Here is a 20,943-nt window from a genome sequence, read left to right as displayed (position 1 = left end):
AATGAGGTGATACTGATTTGGCGCAAGCCGAAAGTTAAAGTTTTTGGTTTTATAATAATCATGATGCCAAATAACACCTTGTGCATTTATTCGTTACATTTGATATAGCAATGAAACAAGCCATAAAAACATCTTTTAGCTTTCGCCTTTTACCTTTTAGCTTTCTGCTTTTAGCTTTCTGCTTTTTCACGTTAATATCAAGAGCGGCTTCTATTTTAATGCCGATGGATGAAGCGCAGAAAAACCATTTGAAAGCCTACGGCATTGCCTTTTGGGTTTTAAAGAATGGAGATGAGGTGGACTGGTTGCTCAATTATCGTGGCGGCAGTTTCATGACGCAATACGATAAAAAGCTGGAGGACGAGTGCAAGATTCGCGGTGTAAGTTATGAGGTTGTTGCTGATGCCAAAGTGAGCGAGATTTTAGCGCAGGTAAATGATCCGTCGGTAAATATGGATTTGGTAAAATTGCAGAAAGCGCCAAAGATCGCGGTGTATTCGCCAAAAAATAAACTACCCTGGGACGACGCCGTAACGCTGGTGTTAAAGTATGCCGAGATACCTTTTGATTTAGTGTACGACGAAGAAGTGCTGCGCGGCGACCTGCCAAAATACGACTGGCTGCATATGCATCACGAAGATTTTACCGGCCAATACAGTAAGTTTTATGCAGGCTACGGGAATGCGCAATGGTATATTGACGATAAAAAAGCTCAGGAAGATATGGCCACCAGGCTCGGTTTTAAAAAGGTGTCAAAAATGAAACTGGCCGTGGCGCAGCACATCCGCGACTTTACGGCCGGCGGCGGTTTTCTGTTTGCTATGTGCTCGGGGACCGAAACATTTGACGTCGCGTTAGCAGCCTCAAATACCGATATCTGCGAAGCGATGTTTGACGGCGACGGCGCAGACCCTGCAGCCCAAAGCAAGCTTGATTTTACCCAAACCTTTGCCTTTCAGAATTTTACCCTGGATATGAACCCGTTCTCGCACAGTTTTAGTAATATTGACGTAACCAACACGCGCCTGGTTAACCGTACCGAAGACTTTTTTACGCTGTTTGATTTTTCGGCTAAATGGGACGTTGTGCCCAGCATGCTCACCCAAAATCATGACAAGGTAATTAAAGGCTTTATGGGTTTAACTACAGCCTTTAATAAAAATATTATTAAGCCAGGTGTGACCATTATGGCCGAAACTAAGACCGCTAACGAGGTGCGTTATATCCATGGTGAATACGGTAAAGGTCAATGGACATTTTATGGTGGCCATGATCCTGAAGATTACCAACATGCGGTAAGCGATCCGCCTACTGATCTGAATTTACATCCAAATTCGCCTGGTTACAGGTTAATTTTAAATAACGTGTTATTTCCGGCTGCTAAGAAGAAAAAGCAGAAAACATAATGCGACGCGAAAAAACAATGCGCGTTGCGTCATTGTTTTTCGCAACGTCATTACAAAGCAATCTCTGCGCGACAGTTACTGAGGCTAAGCGGTGTAGAGACTGCGTCGTTCTTCGCAATCACGTAGCGGTGGGTATGTAGCAACAAATATTACAAAATGAAGTGTTTAAGGTATCTTATGGCTTCTACCATGCTGCTCTGGTGCACCGGACTCAGGGCAGCATCCATATTAATACCTATGGACGACGTCCAGAAAGACCATCTTAAATCATACGGTATCGCATTTTGGGTTTTAAAGAATGACCAGGAGGTTGACTGGTTGCTCAATTACCGCGGCGGCAGTTTCCTGACAAAGTACGACAGCAAAACGGAGAACGAGTGTAAAATTCGGGGTGTAACCTATGAGGTTATTGCCGATGATAAAGTAGCGCAGATCACTGCCGAGATCAACGATCCTTCGGTTAATATGGACATTGTGAAGCTGGAAAAAGCGCCGCGCATGGCCGTATATTCGCCGAAAGAGGGCGTTAAACCACAGGACGATGCGGTTATCCTGGTGCTGAAATACGCCGAGATACCCTTTGATTTGGTGTACGATGAAGAGGTTTTGCGCGGTGACCTGAACAAATACGACTGGCTGCACCTGCACCACGAGGATTTTACCGGACAGTACAGTAAAGAGGGTAACCGGGGCCGCAACGTTGACAAGTTTTTACAGACCAAAGCTATACAAGAGGCTACGGCCAAAAAGTTTGGCTATAAAAAAGTATCCAAGATGAAACTGGCTGTGGCACAAACTATTCGCGATTTTTGTGCAAATGGCGGCTTTTTACTGGCTATGTGTTCTGGAGCTGATAGTTTTGATATAGCGCTTGCAGCTGCCAAGACTGATATTGTGGATGAGATTTACGATGGCGACCCGCCTGATCCGCAGGCGCAATCAAAACTTGATTTCACGCAAACGTTGGCCTTTCAAAATTTCACTGTAGTAACCAGTGCTTATTCGTTTGGGCGATCTGGTGGAAGGTTCAGCAATATCGACGTGAGCAATACCCGCCATGTAAACCAGGAGGACGATTTATTTACGCTGTTTGATTTCTCGGCCAAATGGGATGTGATACCCAGTATGCTTACGCAAAACCACGACAAGGTGATCAAAGGCTTCCTGGGCCTTGCAACGGCCTTTGATAAGTCAAAGGTTAAATCGACCGTAACCATTATGGGCGAAATGAAAAGTGCCAACGAGGCTCGCTACATTCATGGTGAATATGGCAAAGGACAATGGACCTTTTATGGCGGCCATGACCCGGAGAACTATCAGTACAACCCCAATGAGCCGCCAACAGATCTGAGCCTGCACCCCAATTCACCGGGGTACCGGTTGATATTGAATAATGTGCTGTTTCCGGCGGCTAAAAAGAAGAAATTGAAAACGTAAGGATAGCGCCCAGCGCTCTAAAAAGCGGGAATTACAAATATTAAATACTTCTTCATTACTCTATCTTTAAGGGCCGGGGTTTACTGGAAGAAAAACCAGCTCACCCCAAACTTCAGCGCCGCATCCTGTTGTGGGTAGCGGTTTACGGTATAATATCCTTTGCTGAACATGCCCTGGTTAGCATAATCATAAGCTACAAACAGGTTGGTTTGTTTAATAGTGCCTTTCAGGAATATTTTACCGACAGGGTATGATGAAAAAGTAACATTTGGTCCGTTATAAAACTGGCCCAGGCCTACTGCGTATGACGGCGCCAGGTAAGGCGTGTTGAAGCGTACATCAATACCGCCCGACATGTGCAGCACTTTAAACAAAAAGGCATTATAATATAGTGCGCTATAAGTATAAACCTCTGGTACCCGCAGGGTAGGCTGGTAGTCGGTTTTCTCGTAAACTACATAGTTGTCAAAATGCAGATCGTGCCAGCTCAGGTTCTTGCCCAGGCTCAATTTTAACAGGTTAATGGGATTGCCGAGTTGCGCCGGGTGAGCATCAACACCGCCGGGCTGGGCCTGGTAGTAGATGTAATCGGTAATTAAAAAGTACTCGGCCTTCAGGTCTAGCTGCAGGGCATCGTTAATATAGTTGAACGATACACTGGTTGTTTTTTGATTTGAAAACGAATTATGGAAAATGTAGTGGTTTGAAACCCAACTGGTGGCAGCCAAAGGCGGCGAGCTGTTTTGCACATAACCGTTTAAAATGATACGGCCTGCTTTCTTGCCGCCTGCCAGGTATAATTTAGCATCGTACAAAAAGTCGCCAAAATCGCGGCCGACGGCAATTTGCTGTACGTTGCCTTCCAGGTTAATACGGTCGCTAAAGCGGTAGCTCAGTTTGCCATGCAGCGTAATATCCTGAAATGATGCATCCTGCTTTTTATCCGGTTTGCGCGATTTATAGCCAAATTGGTCAACAATGGTGTCGGTTACAAACTGGGTATAGCTGTATAAGTCGTGCGTTAAGCCTACGTCGAGCTTTAGTTCATTTTTAACCGCTTGTTTTTTCTTGCCGCGCAAATAAAAGCTATAACCAAAATCATTTTGGATATGGTGTACGGTCAATGAGTCGCGCGATCGGTTTGAACTAAAGTAATAATCGGGGAACACATGGTAAGTATCCACATCATTTTGCAAAAACTCGTATTTACGCACATTATACTTAAACGTATAGCTAACCCGTTGTGTAGGCAATATATTGGCCGAGTTTTTTTGAACCGTAGTATCAATACGGCCTATGTAGTAAAACTGTTTAATGTACAAGCTGGTATTTTTCCAGTTCTCGTAAGTATTAGGCAGGCGTACCGCCTCAGTGCTTTTATCAAACGAGCCGCGCACGCTGGTAAACAATGAGTCGTTCAAAATAGACCCTGTTTCCGGTGATTTAAGGTTATTTAAAATTACGTTAGCCAACATATTATACCGCTTGTCTTTCGACTCATACCAGCTAAATAAAGCAGCATTAACGTTACTTACGTTTTGGCCAAGCACGTGGTTATTGCTATAAAAATTTCGTGAGCCTACAAAGTCAAGATTAAAGCCCATATTCCAGTTAGGCTTGATGTTTTGCGTGTGCATGGCATTAAATATCTGCTCGGCACGGCCGGCGGTAACCAGTTTAAGCAAGGTATAAGGTACACGGGCATTGTAATATTGAATATCCTCGGGGTTTAAAAAATATGGGTCGAGCGCGTGCAGTCCTACGTCAAAACCTATAGTTTTCGATGGTTCAAATAATAAGCTGCGGGTTGCCAGTCCTTCAGTACCGCCCAAACTTATTTTTGGTGAGCGCGGCTGAAATAACCGACTGTAATTCTCAAAATTGGCAAGCGTAGTATCAATCGGAAATAGTTGTGTGCTGTCCTTTAAAAAGTTTTCGTTGGTAACCTTAATAAACTTGCTGGTAAAAATAACCGAGTCGCGGGCGTTTTCCTCGCGCTTACGAATGGTATCAATCAGCTGGTCGCCGGTTAGTTGTCGGGTACGCCCTGTATCACTTCCATAACCCCGCTGGTTAGGATATCTGCCCGGATTATTGGGGTTGTATTGATTGGGGTTATTAGGGTCAACACGCAGTGGTTTTTGTGCCAAAGCCAGCTGTGCTGTCATACAGATCAGCAGTAATAGCAGGTATTTAAATTTATCAGCCATTTAAACCCGCAATCAATTCTTTAAGTATCAGGGTCAGTTTGGGTTCGGCAGCTACAGCCACGGCTATAATTTCTTCAACAGATACCGGTTTCAGGGTTTCCGGAAAACCTTCATCTGTCAATACAGAAATGGCAAATACCGGCAGGCCCATATGGTTTGCTACAATAACTTCAGGCACAGTGCTCATGCCAACGGCGTCGCCGCCAATAATACGCAGGTATTTGTATTCGGCACGAGTTTCCAGGTTTGGGCCTGAAACTGCAACGTATACACCTTTGTGGCAGGTAATGTTATTTTTTTTGGCGATGTCAAGTGCCTTATCAATGAGGGTGCGTTTATATGGCTCACTCATGTCAGGGAACCGGGGGCCTAATTCGTCGTCATTACGGCCCACCAGCGGGTTATGTGGCTGCAGGCTGATGTGATCCTCGATCACCATCAGATCACCTTTTCTGAAGTCAGGATTTAAAGCACCGCTGGCGTTCGACACAAACAGCGTTTTAATACCCAGCATTTTCATTACCCTTACCGGGAAGGTGATCTGCTGCATATTGTAGCCCTCGTAATAATGCAAACGGCCCTGCATGGCAACTACCTTAACACCGCCCAGTGTACCAAATATCAATTTACCCGAGTGGAACTCTAAAGTCGAAATCGGAAAATCAGGGATGTTGCTGTACATCAATTGCTTCTCAACTACAATGTCATTAACCAGCCCGCCAAGGCCGGTACCTAAAATAATACCCGCTTCAGGTACAAAATCGCCTATGCGATTTTTAATATATTGGGTTGTGCTTTCTATGTTTCCTGACATATTCAATTATTAGTTCATCAAACTGCCCTTGCCGGTGGTTTAAAAAGTTAACACTAATTGGTAACACCAAAACAGGCAGTTCATTAACAAGCGACGACAGCTCTTGTTCACCTAAACGCTGTGCATCTTTTTCTGTTGTAATGATCAGTCTTTTTTGTGCATTGCAGGTGGCAAAATCATCGGCAAGTTTAGTGATATTTTTTAAGCTAAAGCGATGGTGATCCGGATAATTATGCTGTATAACGTGTAAAGTGTGCTTTTTAATATAGTTAATCAGCGGATCAGGATCAGCGATGCCGGTTAACACAAAAACGGTAGTGTCCTGATCAATCACCGTATGGGCGTTATTACCCTTTAAATCTTGCAAACCCATATAATTGATCGAGCTGAAAAATACCTGCTGATAGGGTAGTGGTGCCATTTCTGCAATGATACGTTCCTGCTCATTGTCAGGCATATCGGCCGGGCATTTGCTGATAATAATCACATCCGCGCGCCAACGGCCACTGAATGGTTCGCGATAATTGCCGGCCGGCAAAACCAGGTGCGGGCTATTAAGGCTATTATAATCAAACAACAAAATGCTCAGCCCGGGCTTTACCGCGCGATGCTGGTAAGCATCGTCCAGAATAATAACATCGTGGTGGCTTTGCAGTTGTTCTATGCCGTCGACCCGCTTTTCGCAAACAGCAACACTAACGTTAGGGAACTTGTGTTTGAATTGCGCCGGTTCATCACCAATCTGGCTGGCTGTTGCGTTGCTATCTGCCATTAAATAGCCTTTGGTACTGCGCCCGTAACCCCGGCTCAGCGTAGCTACCTTATTTTCTTTTTTTAAGAGACGGATGAGATATTCGGTTAACGGGCTTTTCCCTGCACCGCCGATAGTCAGGTTGCCCACGGCGATTACCGGCATGCCAAATTTGCGGGATGTTAGCAGCCCTGCATCGTAGCACCAGTTGCGCATAACGACAATTAATCCGTACATCAGCGAAAAAGGAAACAATAGCAGGCGCAGAAATTTCATACAGGCTGTAAAGATAGGAAAAATGAAAGAACCGCAGGCTTGTACGGGACACGTCACATCTCTCTTTAAAATCGAAGCGCTTTTCCTTGTGCCCGATAAATCGATCTGAAGTCTGGCGTATGGCTTACTGTGTCTTCATTTTTTTCTCTGCCGATTTCTTGAACTCGTAATCGCCGCCGAGCAGATAACCCCATGGTTTCATACTCTCAACACGGTCAAAAATGATCTTAAATATTGCCATAACAGGGATAGAAAGAAACATGCCTGACAGCCCCCACATCAATTCGCCCACGATGATACCCAGGAAAGTTATCAGTGCGTTTAGCCGTACCTTTGAACCCACTACAGTTGGCAGTAACACGTTGGCATCAACAGCGTGTATGCCGATTACACCAACAGCCACCCATACCGCATTGCTGACAGGGCCGGTGGCGAAAGTAATTAACACACTTAAAAGTAAAGCCGTAAAAATACCCAGGTAAGGGATGATATTAAACAGGCCGACGATTATACCCAGCAACGCCGCATATTTAATGCCGATAAGCAAAAATATAGTGCAAGCCACGGTAGCTACAATAATCATTTCGAGTACAAGGCCTAATATGTATTGCCTTAAAATGCCCTGTATGTTTTCAACGATATCATATACTATCGGTTCATTATCCTTACCAAAAGCCTGTAATACAAATCTGAGAAGCAGCTTGCGGTAAAACAGAATAAAGAAGGTGAATATCATGATAAATACATAAAACAGCAGCAGCGACGACACTGCGCCAAACGTAGTAGTTACCACCTCACTACCGCGCGACAGGATCTTGTGCTCGGTGTTGTTCAGAAATATCTTTTGCTTGCTGACGTCGTAGTGAAAAGTGGTTTCCACCCAGTCGTATATGTTATTACCCGATTGTGCAATCTGCTTTTGCAGCATGGGCCAGTCGTCCATCAGTTTTGATATTTGCGAGCCGACCAGATACAACACGCCGCCGACGAAACCCACCAGTAAGATAATGGAAAGAAACGAGGATATAGTGCGCGGTACCCGTAAAATACGTTCAAAAAAACTCGAAACCGGCATTAACAAAAGGGCAAACAAAAAGCCGAACATCAGCGGGTCGAGTACATCTTTACCTGATATCACCAGGAAACCCAGTGCTATGATGCCAATCAGAACCAGTGATAATCTTTCGTAAAATGGGGCGAGTTGTTTTTTTAATGTCATGCCTTACAGATCAAATTAAACAGGTAACATGAGCGCCCGTTTTATGTTTTGAAGATAAATATAATTGGTAATATCCGACATGGTTACACAGTAGCAACTATTTTTTCGAGCAGATGCCGGATATAATAATCCATGACCCTGACCGGTTGTTTACTGAATACCTGCGTTGCCCGGTTAGCCAGTATCACATTGCATGATACCGCCTGATGACCAAGAGCTGCGGCGAGTCCATAGATACCCGAAGTTTCCATCTCCAGGTTGGTAATGCGTTGTCCGTTGAAATTGAATTGCCTCACAATGTCCATCAGCTGCGGAACAATTGTTGCAGCCCGTATTTGCCGCCCCTGGGGCGAATAAAAGCCGGGTGCGGTAACGGTAATGCCTTGCCGCTCGTCTTTGCCCAAAGCCGCTAGTAGTTGCCGCCCTGCCGACGCCACATAGGGCAGTAAAGTTGATTTTGGCAAAGCCGCATTAAAAGCACTTAGCAAACTATGCTCGTCACCGGTCAGTATTTGCTGATAATAGTGCATCAACGGATCCAAACCAATAGCTGCGGATGATAACAAGAGGCTATCTAATTCAATATCCGCCTGTACGGCGCCTGAGGTGCCAATACGGATGATATTTAAACTGCGAAGCGTACGATTAACCGTGCGTGCCGCCAAATCGATGTTCACCAAAGCGTCCAGTTCATTGAATACAATATCTATGTTATCTGTGCCGATGCCGGTCGATATTACCGTCAATCGTTTTGTGCCAATGGTGCCTGTATGGGTGATGAACTCGCGCTTACCCTTTTTTAGTTCGATGTGATCGAAATATTTGCTTACCTCGCTCACACGGTCGGGGTCGCCAACGGTTATAACGGTATCCGCCACATCGCCCGGACAAAGATTTAGATGGTAAATGCTGCCATCGGCATTTAAAATGAGGTCGGTTTCAGCTATGCGGTTCATCAGCGTAAAATTGGCAAATTTTTTGCATCACTTATTATCATTTACTAAAAACAACATCATGGCAAAGTATTCAGAAAAAGCCGGTGAAAAAGTTGAAAAAACCATGCACGAAATGCATGAGGGCAAATTAAAAAGCGGCAGCGGAAAAAAGGTAACCAGCAAAAAACAAGCAATAGCAATAGGCCTGTCAGAAGCGCGGAAGGAAGGGGCTAAGGTACCGAAGAAAAAATAACCAACCCGACCTCCGCAAAGGGGAGGGGGCGCGTTTTAAAGTATCCCCCTTTTGGGGAGATTTAGAGTGGGTGGCTAAACGCATCTATCACACCCATCAATACCACCGCTTCCTCAATTGAGCATGGGTTATCGCCATCGCCTTTGAAATAATTCACCACCTTCTCAATCATGGGCTGCTGTACGTGCTCTAACGGGGGGAATTTAACAACTTTTTCCCCGGCACGTGTCCTTACGGTAACATCATGGCCGAATACCGGGAAACTGATGCTACCCTTGCTGCCAATGATGTGGCATTGATCGGTCTTTTCATCCTCAGAAACATTAAAACTCCAGGAGCCGTTAACTACCACTTTGTTTTTGAAAATGATCTGCCCGCTCACATTATCATCGCAATCATAATAACCCGATTGGTTAAGCGCGCGGCCATTATAATAGTCAGGCTCGCCAAAAAAGTAAAGCATTAAATCAAGCTGATGTGGCGACAGGTCATGAAAGTAACCGCCCCCCGAAAGGGCTGGGTTTATACGCCAGTTATCTGCTGTTTGAGTAATGAGTTTCGGCCGCAGGCTTTGCCACATTTTAATCTGAGCTATACGTACATCGCCTATGGCCTTTGTATCCAATAACTCTTTTATATATAAAAACATCGGCTGTGCCCGGCGATAGTGTGCCACCGCGACCTTTCCTCCACTTTGCCCGGCGGCTTGGGCGATAGTGATTGCCTCCTGAGCATTGAGCGTAACCGGTTTTTCTATATATACATTTTTACCAGCCCTTAAAGCCGCCAGCGCATATTCTATATGTGACGATGGCGGGGTGGCAATGTAAATGGAATTTATCTTCGGATCGTCGATCAACAGCCTACCATCGGCATACCATTTGGGTACCTTGTGGCGACTGGCATAGTCGGCTGCCTTTTCCGCGTTACGGCGCATTACCGCCACCAGTTTACTGCCGGTAACTTTATTAAAGGCGGGTCCGCTTTTTTTTTCGGTTACGTCACCGCAACCAATAATACCCCAGGTAATTTGGCTCATATAGATATCTTCAGGTCTGGATAAAAATAGCAAATTAGCCGGTTATTTTCAGACAACTTCGGCTACCACAAAGGTACTGCCGCCTATAAACACCAGATCCTCTGGTTGCGCAACACTTTGAGCTGCTGCCAAAGCCGCTTTTACAGACGAATAAACGTTCCCTTGCAAACCAAATTCAAGGGCTTGGGCTTGTAAGGTTTCAGCTTCCAGCCCGCGCGGAATGTCGGGTTTGCAGAAGTAATAGATGGCTTCTTTCGGCAGCATCGACAACACTTTGGCACCGTCCTTATCGTTTACCATACCTATTACAAAATGCAGCTGTTTATATTTAACCTTAACAATGTTTTCCAAAACTTCCCGTATCCCGTCCGGATTATGGCCGGTATCGCAAATGGTTAGTGGAGATGTGCTCAAGGTTTCCCAACGGCCATGTAAACCGGTTAGGGTTTTAACCTGGCGCAGCGCCGTTTTGATATGGTCGTCGGTAATGATAAAACCTTGAGAGCGCAGTTGGTTCACGGTTGCTAAGACTGTTTTTATGTTTTTAAACTGGTAACTGCCTGTCAGATCCAGCTGAACGGTTAGCGCTTGATTAGAAGAGCTCAGTTCTACTTCCGTTAAATCATTGTCGGTGCCTTTAACAGTAATGCGATATAGGTCGGACGCAAAGCTGATTGGTGCGTTTTGTTCTTGTGCTTTGTGGATGAATACCTCAGCCACCTCAATTTGTCTTTCACCAATAATTACCGGGATATGTGGTTTGATAATGCCCGCTTTCTCGCCGGCTATTTGCGGTAGGGTATCACCCAGAATATTCATGTGGTCCCACCCGATATTGGTTATTACAGAAAGCAGGGGAGTAATAATATTAGTAGAGTCGAGCCGGCCACCTAAACCGGTTTCAATAACAGCAACATCCACCTGCTCTTTGGCAAAGTAATCAAATGCCAGCGCAACGGTCATCTCAAAAAATGAAGGTTGTATTTGCTCAAAATCCTGCTGATGATGAGCCACAAAATCTATTACAGTTTGCTGGCCGATCATCTGTCCGTTTATGCGAACGCGTTCCCTGAAGTCTTTTAAATGCGGTGAGGTGTATAAGCCGGTTTTATAACCGGCGGTCTGGAGTATAGCTGCCAGCATATGCGAGGTTGAACCTTTGCCATTAGTGCCGGCTATGTGTATGCTTTTAAACTTGTTCTGCGGGTTATCCAGCCGGTGGCAAAGTGCGATAGTATTGTCAAGACTAGCTTTAAACGCCGAAGCACCTACCCGGGTAAACATGGGTAGCTGCATATATAGGTAATCGATAGTTTCCTGGTAGGTCATTACAAGGCAAATTTATAACAATTGCAAAGTCCTTGCTTTATTATCGGTATAAAAAGTTGAATGTGCGGCCGTCAAATGGTATAACAATTGCATAAGGCTACGATGTATTAGCATTATTATGAAAAGAAAGGTCCTGATAGTTGAAGATGAGCCTATTATTGGCGAGATGATGAGTATTTTACTGGAAGTAGGCGGCTATAAGGTGATCAGTCTTGCAGACACTCAATCAGCCAAAAGACGTCTGCATGAGAATGAAGTTGGCCTGGTATTACTGGACCTGGCGCTTAAAGGCGAGAATGGCCAGGCCATGTGCAGCTACATAAAAAATGATGAACATTTGAAACACCTGCCGGTAATCCTGGTATCAGCTAACAGCGACCTGGAAACCATTTCTAAAAATTGCGGTGCAGATGACCATATTGCCAAACCTTTTGACCTTAATTATTTTATGGATAAGGTTAAGATGCATTGTTTGGGGTAATTTATAGTGCTAGTCAGGGGGTGTGAGTTTGAGTATCTCTCAGCCTGTTTCGAGCGCGTATTAGCTAGTGCGGACACTTAACTGGATTTAGCGTTTTAAGTTAAGAGAAATCAATTCACCTTAAACACAAACACCACTGTTCCTATCTGTGGGTCGGGTGCTGAGTCTAATGCGTTTAGTTTGGAGTTCTTAACGGCATCTTCACATTTTTGAAGCAGGCCTGAATCTGTTATAGTGGTGCCTCGACCGCCTGCGCGGGCGTAAATTACGTTGCCGTTTTTATCTACGCGGATATCTACTATTACCTTACCTGTATGGCGGCCGTTGTCGCTAATTGCCGGCCGGCTGGTAAAGCTGCGCTGCGACATCATCAAACTACCGCCATTACCCGAGCCTGTACCATTATAGTTATTAGTTAAGGTACTGCCGGTGGGTTTGCCCTGGTTGCCCGGCGTGTTCGTAGTACCATCGCCTTCACCTGTGCCGGTATTGGTTTTCCCTTTATAAAGTGCGTTCTGATTAATGGTTGGTTTAGCCGGTGCCTTAGTAGGCGTAGTAGCTACTGTATTGCTTGGCTTTTTGGTATTGGCCGCAACTTCAGGGGCATCCTCAGTGTTTTGAGTTACTACATTTTTGTCGCTGCTTTCCACCTGCTGTTTTTCCTCGGTTGGTGGGGCGGGGGTAACCTTGTCGGGTTTGCTATGGTTAGCTTTTTCTGCCATCGAGGGTTCTTCAGTGTTCATGTAATCACTGCCCATGCCCTCGTCAGTTGTGCCATAGTTTACCAATATACCGCCGGTGCCGTCCTCGGGCTTTGGCGGATTGGTGAAGACAATAAAGTAACACAAAGCCATTACAAACGCCAATATAACGCCTGTATATGCAAATGCCTTTGGGTAATTATTTTCTTCTTGTTGGTAATTCATTTCTTTCGGTTCATTGGTTCAGTGATTCATTAGTTCATTGGGCCTGTCGAGTCCAATACTAATCTTCAATAACCAATCTTTACTTCTGATCTCTAATTAACTAACCTCTAATCACTATACTCAACCCTTCGGTTCTGTAGCCAATACCAGTTTTATATTTAGTTTTTGAGCTACATCCATTACCTGCACAACGTCTTGTATAGCTACGGTTTTGTCAACATATAGCACAATGGTTAACTCGGTAGCTAACGATTTATAGCCTAATAAAGTATTGTTCAGATCGCCGACGGCAATCTCTTTTTTATCAACGTAATACTTAAGGTCTTTGGTGATGGAAACCGTAATTGTTTTTTTAGATACCGATTGCCCGCTGGATGATTTTGGCAGCATCAGCTTGATGACGTTAGGATTGGTAACCGTCGACGCTATCAGGAAAAATAAAAGCAGGAAGAACATGATATCGTTCATGGCCGAAGTGTGTACCTCGGCAGATGCTGCCCTTGTTCTCTTTCTTAAATTCATTATTTGCTTGGCTCCTCTAACAGGTCAATAAATTCAATGGCGTCGGTTTCCAGTTTCAGGATAACCTTATCAACCATCATATTTAATATGTGGTAGCATACATATGCTACGATACCCACAAACAGACCTGCTGCTGATGTTACCATTTTTACATACAAACCGCCCGAAATTACACCCATACTGATGTTGTCGGTTTTAGAGATATCATAAAAGATCTTGATAACGCCTGCAATTGTACCCAGGAAACCAAACATGGGAGCTATACCGGCCACTATACCCAGAATGCCAATGTTTTTTTCGAGTTTAGATACTTCCAGCTTGCCAATGTTCTCAATAGCGCCTTCGATATCCTTAATGGGCCGGCCAATACGCAGTAAGCCTTTTTGCAGCATACGGCCAAGCGGCGAATTGCTGTTGCGGCATAACACGATAGCCGAATCCAGATTGCCGGATAGTATGCTTCCACGCACTTGCTGCATGAGGTTATTTTCGTCTTTTGATGCTTTGCGGATGGTGAAATATCGCTCAAAAAATATTACTAAACCCAATACTGCCAAAATACCTATGGGAACCATAACCCAGCCACCTTTTATCAATAGGTCGCCGAAACGTAATTCTTGATCAGGAACGGTTGCCAACTGTTGTGCGGCGTGGTTAGCGGTATCTGCTAGTTTGCTAATGGTGTCTGTAACTGCTTGCATTAATTGTAGTTTATTTTTGTGGAATTATCTCAAATCCATAGGCGTTTCCGCCCGGGATGTGACCGGCTTCGATCTCTTTAAAGGCGAGTTCGGTAGCCTCTTGCTTAGTAGTAAAATGACCGATAGATATATGTATCAGCGAGCCCGGAGCATCAGTTACGATGCGTGGATCAAGGCCAAATTTTCTCATTCTTCTGATAGCCGCATTTGCTTCGGCAATACTGCTGGTTGTCACGGCGTAAACTTCGAACCGGCGGGTGCCTACTGCGTCGGATGGTTTGGCTATTAAACTGCTGTTGTTGCCTGCAGTTCCGGCACCTGTTGGTTTTGCTTTAGTAGTTGCCGGTTTGGTAGTAGCCGCTGCCTGCGAAACAACTGTCTCTTTCTTTTTCGTTGTATTTGGCAGCGGAACTGCAGTTGGGTTAACCGGTGTTTTAGATACAACGATTTCTTTTTTATTAACGGCTTTGCTTTGGTCCGCCGGTGTTACAGAAAGAATTTTGGACTTTGATGCAGTTCCCTGATCAACCGGTGTTTCTGAAATAACTTTTTGGTTATTGGCCGGTTGGGTAAGTGTATCCGTAGCAGCAGGGGCGGTTGTTACTGTATTGGTATCAACTTTTAATGAGTCGCTTGCCAGGGTTTCTGCAGGCTTTACAACCGGGATCAATTTTGGTTTCGCAGTTTCAACCGGTTGGGGTTGTTTCCAGAAAGTTATTTTGGCAAATGTATCAGGCTGATAACGGTATAAAGCAAATACACCTACACCAATTATGATGATACCAATCAGAACAAACAATACAACACGTAATGCGCCACTGAAAGATGAGGTAGTGTGTGCTTCTTCGGGGTCGAAAAACTCAGGAGAAATAGTACCTTGCGGCTGTGTCTCATAAGACGGTGCGTTGACCGGTTCTTGATTTAACGGTGTCGGCCGTATAAAACCATCCTGAACTTCTTCAACAGCGGCTGGTTTTGATATGCTCCTGTTAGTGAAATCAAGTTCTACTTTCGGGCGTTCCTCAACCGGCCTTGTATCATTAGCTTTGCTGATGCTTACCGGCTCAAAACCGAAAAAAATAGTGTCGTCAATGATCTTAGGTGCAGGCCTGAAGGTTAGTTGAGTCATTTCGGTATAAAACCAACCCAGATTACCAATTGCCACCTCTGTTATTAATGCCTGGTGTTTTAAGTTGGTAATATATTTTTCGGCGAAGTAACGGGCCGATGCCAGCGAAATATTTTTTTTAACAGCAATATATTCGGCCAGCGCATCGTCGTCTATTGATTGTAAATCAAATTGCGCCTGATGATAGGGCGGATAAAACTTGCGTTCATTTTCGTCGTAGTAACCACTCACACGGGCCTGAACGAAGTAACCCAAACCGGGTACACTTACTTCGCCCTGCTGCATCAGTAATTCGCCTAAATAAAAGCCTACATCCATTTCCTAAATTAACGTTAATTAGTGAACTTCAAATATAAGTCTAAAGTCGATAGTGCCAAGTTTAAAACAGCCGAAAAACTAATTTAAACTTAAAGTTTACGACTTCAGGATTTAGAAGCTGTAACTCGCGCCGCCAAATATATTAAATCCATAATCAGGATAATACAACCAGGTTTGATTTGTCGAATTTAAAATGTTATTCACTCTACCAAAAATAGATATCTGTTTTGTTACTTTATATTCAACACTTCCACTTAAGTCTACGTACTGGCTAACCTCCGCAGTTATCACCGGCGTCGGGAGCGGTAGCCCGTAAGTTGCGGTAAATGTGGCAGCATTCGGCTTGTCATAAGTAGCGCCCCTTATTAACAATGAGCCGGTTACTTTAACTTTGTCATTGATGTTTATAGTGGTACCTGCGGTTAGTTTAAATTTAGGTAAGTTCCAGGGCAGTTCTTCTGAGGCTAGTTTGTAATCTTTAAACTCAATGCGGCCGAAAAGATTTACAGCGCCCGATACTTTGTAATCCAATTCGCCATTAAAGCCATTAACTGTTGCCGTACCATTGTCATAGATCACCGCGAAACGGTTTTGACCGCCGGCAAAATAAAAGTTGCTTACAAACAACGGCATATTTTTAACCGAATTGTGATAAATATTAGCCTTAAAGCCTAAACCCGGCGCCAATGTGCCTTTTAAACCTGCGCTTAGATCAAGTTTGTCTACCGAGTTCTTGATAGTTAGATCACGTCCAAGGAACGGATTGTAATTATAAAAGTCTCTTAATGACGATTTATTTACGTCTCCCTTAGCCTCTACAAACAGGCGTACATATTTTGGGATAACCTGAAACTCTAACTTAGCAGCGGGAAAGAGTGAGAAACGTCCGGCGAAGCCAAATTCATCCACCACATTTATACCTGCATCGATCTTGTAGTTTTCGCCCTGGAATTTTATGTAAGGGTTTAACCGGACAATACTGTTGTTATAGGAGTAGAGTGAATCTTTTTGTGTACTCAGGTCAAGGGAGACGCTTAACCCGGTGTAAAACTGGTTGATGGTTTGGTTAACGAAACCCGACAGCACCAGGTTATTTTCGCGGGCTTTAAACCGATCGCCAAAAACGTAACCTTTTAATTTCAGTGCGTAGGTAAAGTCGTTCTCTACATCGCGATAATTTTTGGCAATTTCGCCTTCAGCACTTAAGGTGTTAAAATATTGATGGGCGACATCTAAATTCACCGGCGGATTATCTTTATCATAACCATAAAAATAATTGCCTTTGTTAACATAGTCTATGCGGCCAGACAAGGTGTTTGTTTCACCAATATTTTTTCCGTAAACCCCAATTTCCTCTTTATTGCTTTTTTGATTTTCGTAAGCGCTGCTGCTTTGTGCAAAGTGCCTTACGTAGCCGCCAACCTGCATTGCCATATCCTGCCCGTTACCAAAATAGCCTTCAAAGAATGTGGTTTTAAGATTACCTAACCCACCCCTTACGATATTGTTATAGGGCACGGTATCAATTACCGGTGGTATCTTCATAGCATCCAGCTGTTTGATCTCTGAGTTTTGCTCCAGGCGTTTGTCTATAGGAGTATAAACAAGCGGGGCTTTATAGGGGCTTTTATCAGTAAGGTCTGGATTACGGCGTATTTTAACCGCGTCGGCTAATAAGGGTTTATAAGCCGAAGTAATGATGATCTCTTCTGAAAGGCTACCGCCATTATTTGCATTGGCGCCATTTGCACCGCCGCCATTTTTAGCAGTATCAACTGCTGCCGATGATTTTGCCGCCTGGTCGCCCAGCGATCTGGCATCAGCTTGTTTTTTAACTGCAGGCTTTTCGGTTTTCTTGCTGGTAGTAGTTTTTGCTGAGGTAGCCTTTTTAGCTTTTGTTTTTTGCGCGTTAACCGGAACAAAGTATAATACCATGATCAAAGTAAACAGCGTGTAGGTGTATTTCGATTTCATGTGTTGTTCTGTTTATCCTTTATTAACCGGTTTGTTTTGAGTGGTGTCAGGTTGTGCATCGTTATTCTCCTGCGGCTTTTCTTTTGGAGGTGATATTTTATCAAGCGCGGCCTGTGCGGTTGGCAGGATATCGTCATCGCCTTTGTAGTTGTCCAACACAGATTGCAAAGTAGCTTTGGCCTGGAAGGTGTCTTTCAGCGCTACATAGTCATCAGCCAATAAAATAAAGGCTTTGGCTACCCAGTAATCATAATTAGGCATCTCTTTAGCCAGGTCTAAACATGTTTTTTGCGATGTTTTGTATTGGCGTTTCAGGTATTGAATATAAGCGATGTTATATTTGGCCTCGGCAGCAGCGACAGTTTTGGTATTGGCTACAGTATAATCAAACTCATTTACAGCCGCAGTGGTGTCACCTTTTTGCAGGTAAGCTAAACCTGCGTATAAACCTGTGCGATACTTATCTTCCTGCGAAGATTTTTCGTTCTGCCTGATTAGCTTAACGTAATTCAATGCGTCATCAGCAGCGTGCATTTGTGCATAGCACAGCAGCAGGTTGTTGATAGCAAATGTATAGTCGGCTTTGTACTCTGAATTAATTTCAAGCTTTTTCAGGAATACAACGGCGTCGTTATATTTCTTTTTGCCAATATACAACTTGGCCATCGCGATCAATGATTTCTCGGTCGAGCTGCTGGTCCAGTCGTTAAGGATTACGTTATAATCAACTACCGCTTCATCGTCGCGTTTCAGATTAACTAAAGCCTGCGCCCGGATAAACCTGGATTGTTTTTCATAAATAGGTTTATTGTTAAACTTGTCAAAATACGCGTTTACAGCAGACACCACACCTTGCCAGTCGCCTTTTAAATAAAGGTTATTAGCGGCTGTGTACATAATGTTTTCCTGCTCGGCAGTAGTGTAGTTGCCAATTGGCGTTGTACCTGCGTAGGCAATGAAAGTTTGCGCATCGCCTTTATCGGTATAAATCTTCTCTATCTGTTTCAAAGCTTGTTTAGCTTCGTCTGTGGACGCGTAGTCTTTGATCACTTGCTTGAACGACTCGACTGCAAGGTCATCATTACCGGCATTGTAGTCTATCAAACCAATGGTAACTAAAGCGCGCGGAATATAGCTGCTATTTGGATACTTCTGCATCATGGTTTGCAGCAAGGTTTTGGCAGTAGGCCCGTCGTTTTTAACGAAGTAAGTATAAGCTATCTCGAAATCAGCGTCATCGGCATAATCAGAGTTGGGGAAATTGGTTAGCAGGTCTTTTAGGGTAGCGATCTTGGTATCAGGCGCGCCTTGCAGACCTTGAATCATGCCACGTTGAAACAGTGCATAATCTTCGCCCTTAATGTGGTTGTCGATGATGCGATTGTAGTACTCCAACGCCTTCTCATAGCTTTTGAGCACAAAGAAGCTGTCGCCAATACGGGTTATAGCGTCATTAACGGTGTTCCGGTCCTTCTCCTCCCCGTCAATAAAACGTTGGAAATAAGTAGCTGCGGTGCGGTATTTTTCTCCGTAAAACGCAGCATAACCCAACGCATAGTTGGCGTAGTTATATAGGTTGGTTTGCTTCGCCTCGGGCAGGTCTAAAAAGTCTTGAAAGGTTTGTACCGACTCGGTGTATTTACGCACCTCATACATCGCCTCGGCCATCCAGTAAGTAGTAAGGGCCTTAATATTTGGATCAACAGGTTCTTTCAGTGAGCGTAAAAATATGCCAATTGCATTTTCAAAAGCCCGTTCGTTGTAAAATTCTAATCCACGGTAATAAGTTACTTTTTGATAGGCAATCTTGGCACTCTGAGTTTTGTTAGGGATGGGTTCCAGTATCTCTACAGCTTCTTTATAGGCGTGTGAGTTCAATAATTCTTCGCCAAGCAATACTTTCATCTCGGTGATCCGGCCTGAGCGCGGATAGTTTTTCAGGTAAGTACGTGTAGCTTCTAAAGCCTGCATGTTAAAATCCAGTTCGTAGGACAGTTTAGCGTACTGATACAAGGCGTCTTCCTGTATTTGTTTATCAAAGTTCAGCTTAGAAGCGTTTAGGAAAGCATTGCGCGCACTTTGTTTGTTATTCATCTTCAGAAAAACCTCGCCCAGGGTATAGCTGCCGCTTTGGCTGTAATTATCTTTTTGTTCGATAAGTTTTTCCAGTTCAGTAGCCGATTTAGCATAATTACCAACTTTGTAATAAGCATAGCCCATTTGGTAGCTGTCTTGTGTATTTTGGGTTCTGCCCTGGTCGCGGGCTTCGAAGCGGTCATAATACTTTACTGCGTTATCGTAATCAACCTTAGCGAAATATGAAGCGGCGATGATACGCAGCATTTCAGTTTCGTTTTGTTGTTTGGTATTGTTTACGATAGGCACAGCATAGCTTAGCACATCGTCATAACGTTTATCCAGAAAGTAAACTGCTGTGATATAATAAGGATAGCTGCTTTCGTATTTTTTTGAGTTCTTTAATTTTTCAAAGTTTACCAGCGCTACATGATAGTCTTTTTTTAAATAAGCTACATATGCAAAATAATAGATCGCGTCGTCAGTGAACTTTGAGCGGCGATCTTTAATCTCGCTAAATAATAGCTGTGCGTTGGTATAATCGCCTATTGAAAAATAGGCATAACCTTTGCGAAATTTGTACTCTGTATTTTCGCTGCCGTTTAGCTGGCCTGCAGTAATCTTATCAAACCATTGCAGAGCAGTTTTGAAATCGCCTTTTTTTGAATAGGAGCGGCCGATCTGATAAACTGCCAGTTTAGCCAGTGGGTTTTCAGGGTGCTCATGTATAAATTTCAGGAACAGGTTCTCGGCATCATCGTTTTGCAGCTCTAGTGCACATAGGGCTACATAATATTGAGCGTTCTCTTTCAATAAGGTTAACTCGCTTTCATACTGTGGCTGATTACTGGTTTTTAACCGCGAATCCATTACCAGGTGATATTGTTGCGATGCAGCCACATACATGCCTTTTTCCAACAGATCGCCGGCTGCATGATACGTGCGATACAGATGGAAGGAAGGATCTTGCTGAGCGTGTACCTTGAGCGCAAAAAATATGGAAAGGAGGACTATACGATAGCTGATTTTTATCATAGTGCGTAAAAATGGTGGCGCTAAATTAGTTAAACACAAAAAAGCAATTCACATTAGTAATTAACAAATTGTGGAAAACACTTTTCTAACGCGCTTATAAATGATGACGTAT

General features: G+C 44.0%; 17 protein-coding genes. 4 read left to right on the top strand and 13 right to left on the bottom strand.

Going from position 1 to position 20,943, the window contains the following annotated elements; all coding sequences use genetic code 11:
- The first annotated feature begins 110 nt into the window (after positions 1–110).
- The gene (locus tag ABD772_RS04140; RefSeq protein ID WP_425562813.1) at positions 111–1,406 is read left to right on the top strand and encodes an asparagine synthetase B; all 1,296 of its coding nucleotides are present in this window, start codon (positions 111–113) and stop codon (positions 1,404–1,406) included.
- A 156-nt stretch (positions 1,407–1,562) separates the two neighbouring features.
- Positions 1,563–2,843 (top strand): asparagine synthetase B, encoded by a 1,281-nt coding sequence (locus tag ABD772_RS04135; protein WP_345101175.1) that lies wholly within the window; start codon positions 1,563–1,565, stop codon positions 2,841–2,843.
- 80 nt (positions 2,844–2,923) lie between these two features.
- Here ABD772_RS04135 and ABD772_RS04130 read toward each other — a convergent pair whose 3' ends face one another.
- From ABD772_RS04130 to ABD772_RS04110, 5 genes are all read right to left on the bottom strand, one after another.
- Entirely contained in the window at positions 2,924–5,053 is a 2,130-nt protein-coding gene (locus ABD772_RS04130) for a putative porin (protein WP_345101174.1), read from the bottom strand.
- On the bottom strand, positions 5,046–5,867 hold the full coding sequence (locus tag ABD772_RS04125) for a purine-nucleoside phosphorylase (protein WP_345101173.1): 822 nt from the start codon (positions 5,865–5,867) through the stop codon (positions 5,046–5,048). Before ABD772_RS04125 ends, ABD772_RS04130 begins: the two co-directional genes overlap by 8 nt.
- The gene (lpxK, locus tag ABD772_RS04120; RefSeq protein WP_345101172.1) at positions 5,830–6,894 is read right to left on the bottom strand and encodes a tetraacyldisaccharide 4'-kinase; all 1,065 of its coding nucleotides are present in this window, start codon (positions 6,892–6,894) and stop codon (positions 5,830–5,832) included. The genes ABD772_RS04125 and lpxK overlap by 38 nt, the downstream gene beginning before the upstream one ends.
- Before the next feature lie 124 nt (positions 6,895–7,018).
- Positions 7,019–8,113, bottom strand: coding sequence for an AI-2E family transporter (locus ABD772_RS04115; RefSeq protein ID WP_345101171.1), 1,095 nt, complete (start codon positions 8,111–8,113; stop codon positions 7,019–7,021).
- Positions 8,114–8,196: 83 nt separating this feature from the next.
- The gene (locus tag ABD772_RS04110; RefSeq protein WP_345101170.1) at positions 8,197–9,069 is read right to left on the bottom strand and encodes a nucleoside phosphorylase; all 873 of its coding nucleotides are present in this window, start codon (positions 9,067–9,069) and stop codon (positions 8,197–8,199) included.
- A 58-nt stretch (positions 9,070–9,127) separates the two neighbouring features.
- Here ABD772_RS04110 and ABD772_RS04105 point away from each other — a divergent pair, with 58 nt between their 5' ends.
- On the top strand, positions 9,128–9,301 hold the full coding sequence (locus ABD772_RS04105) for a DUF6496 domain-containing protein (RefSeq protein WP_345101169.1): 174 nt from the start codon (positions 9,128–9,130) through the stop codon (positions 9,299–9,301).
- A gap of 61 nt (positions 9,302–9,362) precedes the next feature.
- On the opposite strand, the gene ABD772_RS04100 is transcribed toward ABD772_RS04105, so the two are convergent.
- Positions 9,363–10,340, bottom strand: a complete 978-nt coding sequence (locus tag ABD772_RS04100; RefSeq protein ID WP_345101168.1) for a Gfo/Idh/MocA family protein — start codon at positions 10,338–10,340, stop codon at positions 9,363–9,365.
- 48 nt (positions 10,341–10,388) lie between these two features.
- Complete coding sequence (locus ABD772_RS04095; RefSeq protein WP_345101167.1) at positions 10,389–11,669, bottom strand: bifunctional folylpolyglutamate synthase/dihydrofolate synthase; 1,281 nt, start codon at positions 11,667–11,669, stop codon at positions 10,389–10,391.
- Positions 11,670–11,787: 118 nt separating this feature from the next.
- Between ABD772_RS04095 and ABD772_RS04090 the strand changes: the two genes are divergently transcribed.
- Complete coding sequence (locus ABD772_RS04090; RefSeq protein ID WP_345101166.1) at positions 11,788–12,150, top strand: response regulator; 363 nt, start codon at positions 11,788–11,790, stop codon at positions 12,148–12,150.
- A 110-nt stretch (positions 12,151–12,260) separates the two neighbouring features.
- Here the strand turns inward: ABD772_RS04090 and ABD772_RS04085 are convergent, their stop codons facing one another.
- From ABD772_RS04085 to ABD772_RS04060, 6 genes are all read right to left on the bottom strand, one after another.
- Positions 12,261–13,076, bottom strand: a complete 816-nt coding sequence (locus ABD772_RS04085) for an energy transducer TonB (RefSeq protein ID WP_345101165.1) — start codon at positions 13,074–13,076, stop codon at positions 12,261–12,263.
- 120 nt (positions 13,077–13,196) lie between these two features.
- A complete protein-coding gene (locus ABD772_RS04080; protein ID WP_345101164.1) occupies positions 13,197–13,598 on the bottom strand; it encodes an ExbD/TolR family protein in 402 nt (133 codons plus the stop codon).
- Entirely contained in the window at positions 13,598–14,299 is a 702-nt protein-coding gene (locus ABD772_RS04075) for a MotA/TolQ/ExbB proton channel family protein (RefSeq protein ID WP_345101163.1), read from the bottom strand. Before ABD772_RS04075 ends, ABD772_RS04080 begins: the two co-directional genes overlap by 1 nt.
- A gap of 10 nt (positions 14,300–14,309) precedes the next feature.
- Positions 14,310–15,746 (bottom strand): HU domain-containing protein, encoded by a 1,437-nt coding sequence (locus tag ABD772_RS04070; protein WP_345101162.1) that lies wholly within the window; start codon positions 15,744–15,746, stop codon positions 14,310–14,312.
- A gap of 111 nt (positions 15,747–15,857) precedes the next feature.
- Complete coding sequence (locus tag ABD772_RS04065) at positions 15,858–17,720, bottom strand: porin family protein (protein WP_345101161.1); 1,863 nt, start codon at positions 17,718–17,720, stop codon at positions 15,858–15,860.
- A gap of 12 nt (positions 17,721–17,732) precedes the next feature.
- A complete protein-coding gene (locus ABD772_RS04060; protein WP_345101160.1) occupies positions 17,733–20,831 on the bottom strand; it encodes a tetratricopeptide repeat protein in 3,099 nt (1,032 codons plus the stop codon).
- Positions 20,832–20,943: the final 112 nt, after the last annotated feature.

This window comes from Mucilaginibacter panaciglaebae (genome assembly GCF_039539265.1).
GTDB classification, from domain to species: Bacteria; Bacteroidota; Bacteroidia; order Sphingobacteriales; family Sphingobacteriaceae; genus Mucilaginibacter; species Mucilaginibacter panaciglaebae.
The sequence above is the reverse complement of the archived record's forward strand: the minus strand, read 5'-3'. Positions and strand labels throughout refer to the sequence as shown.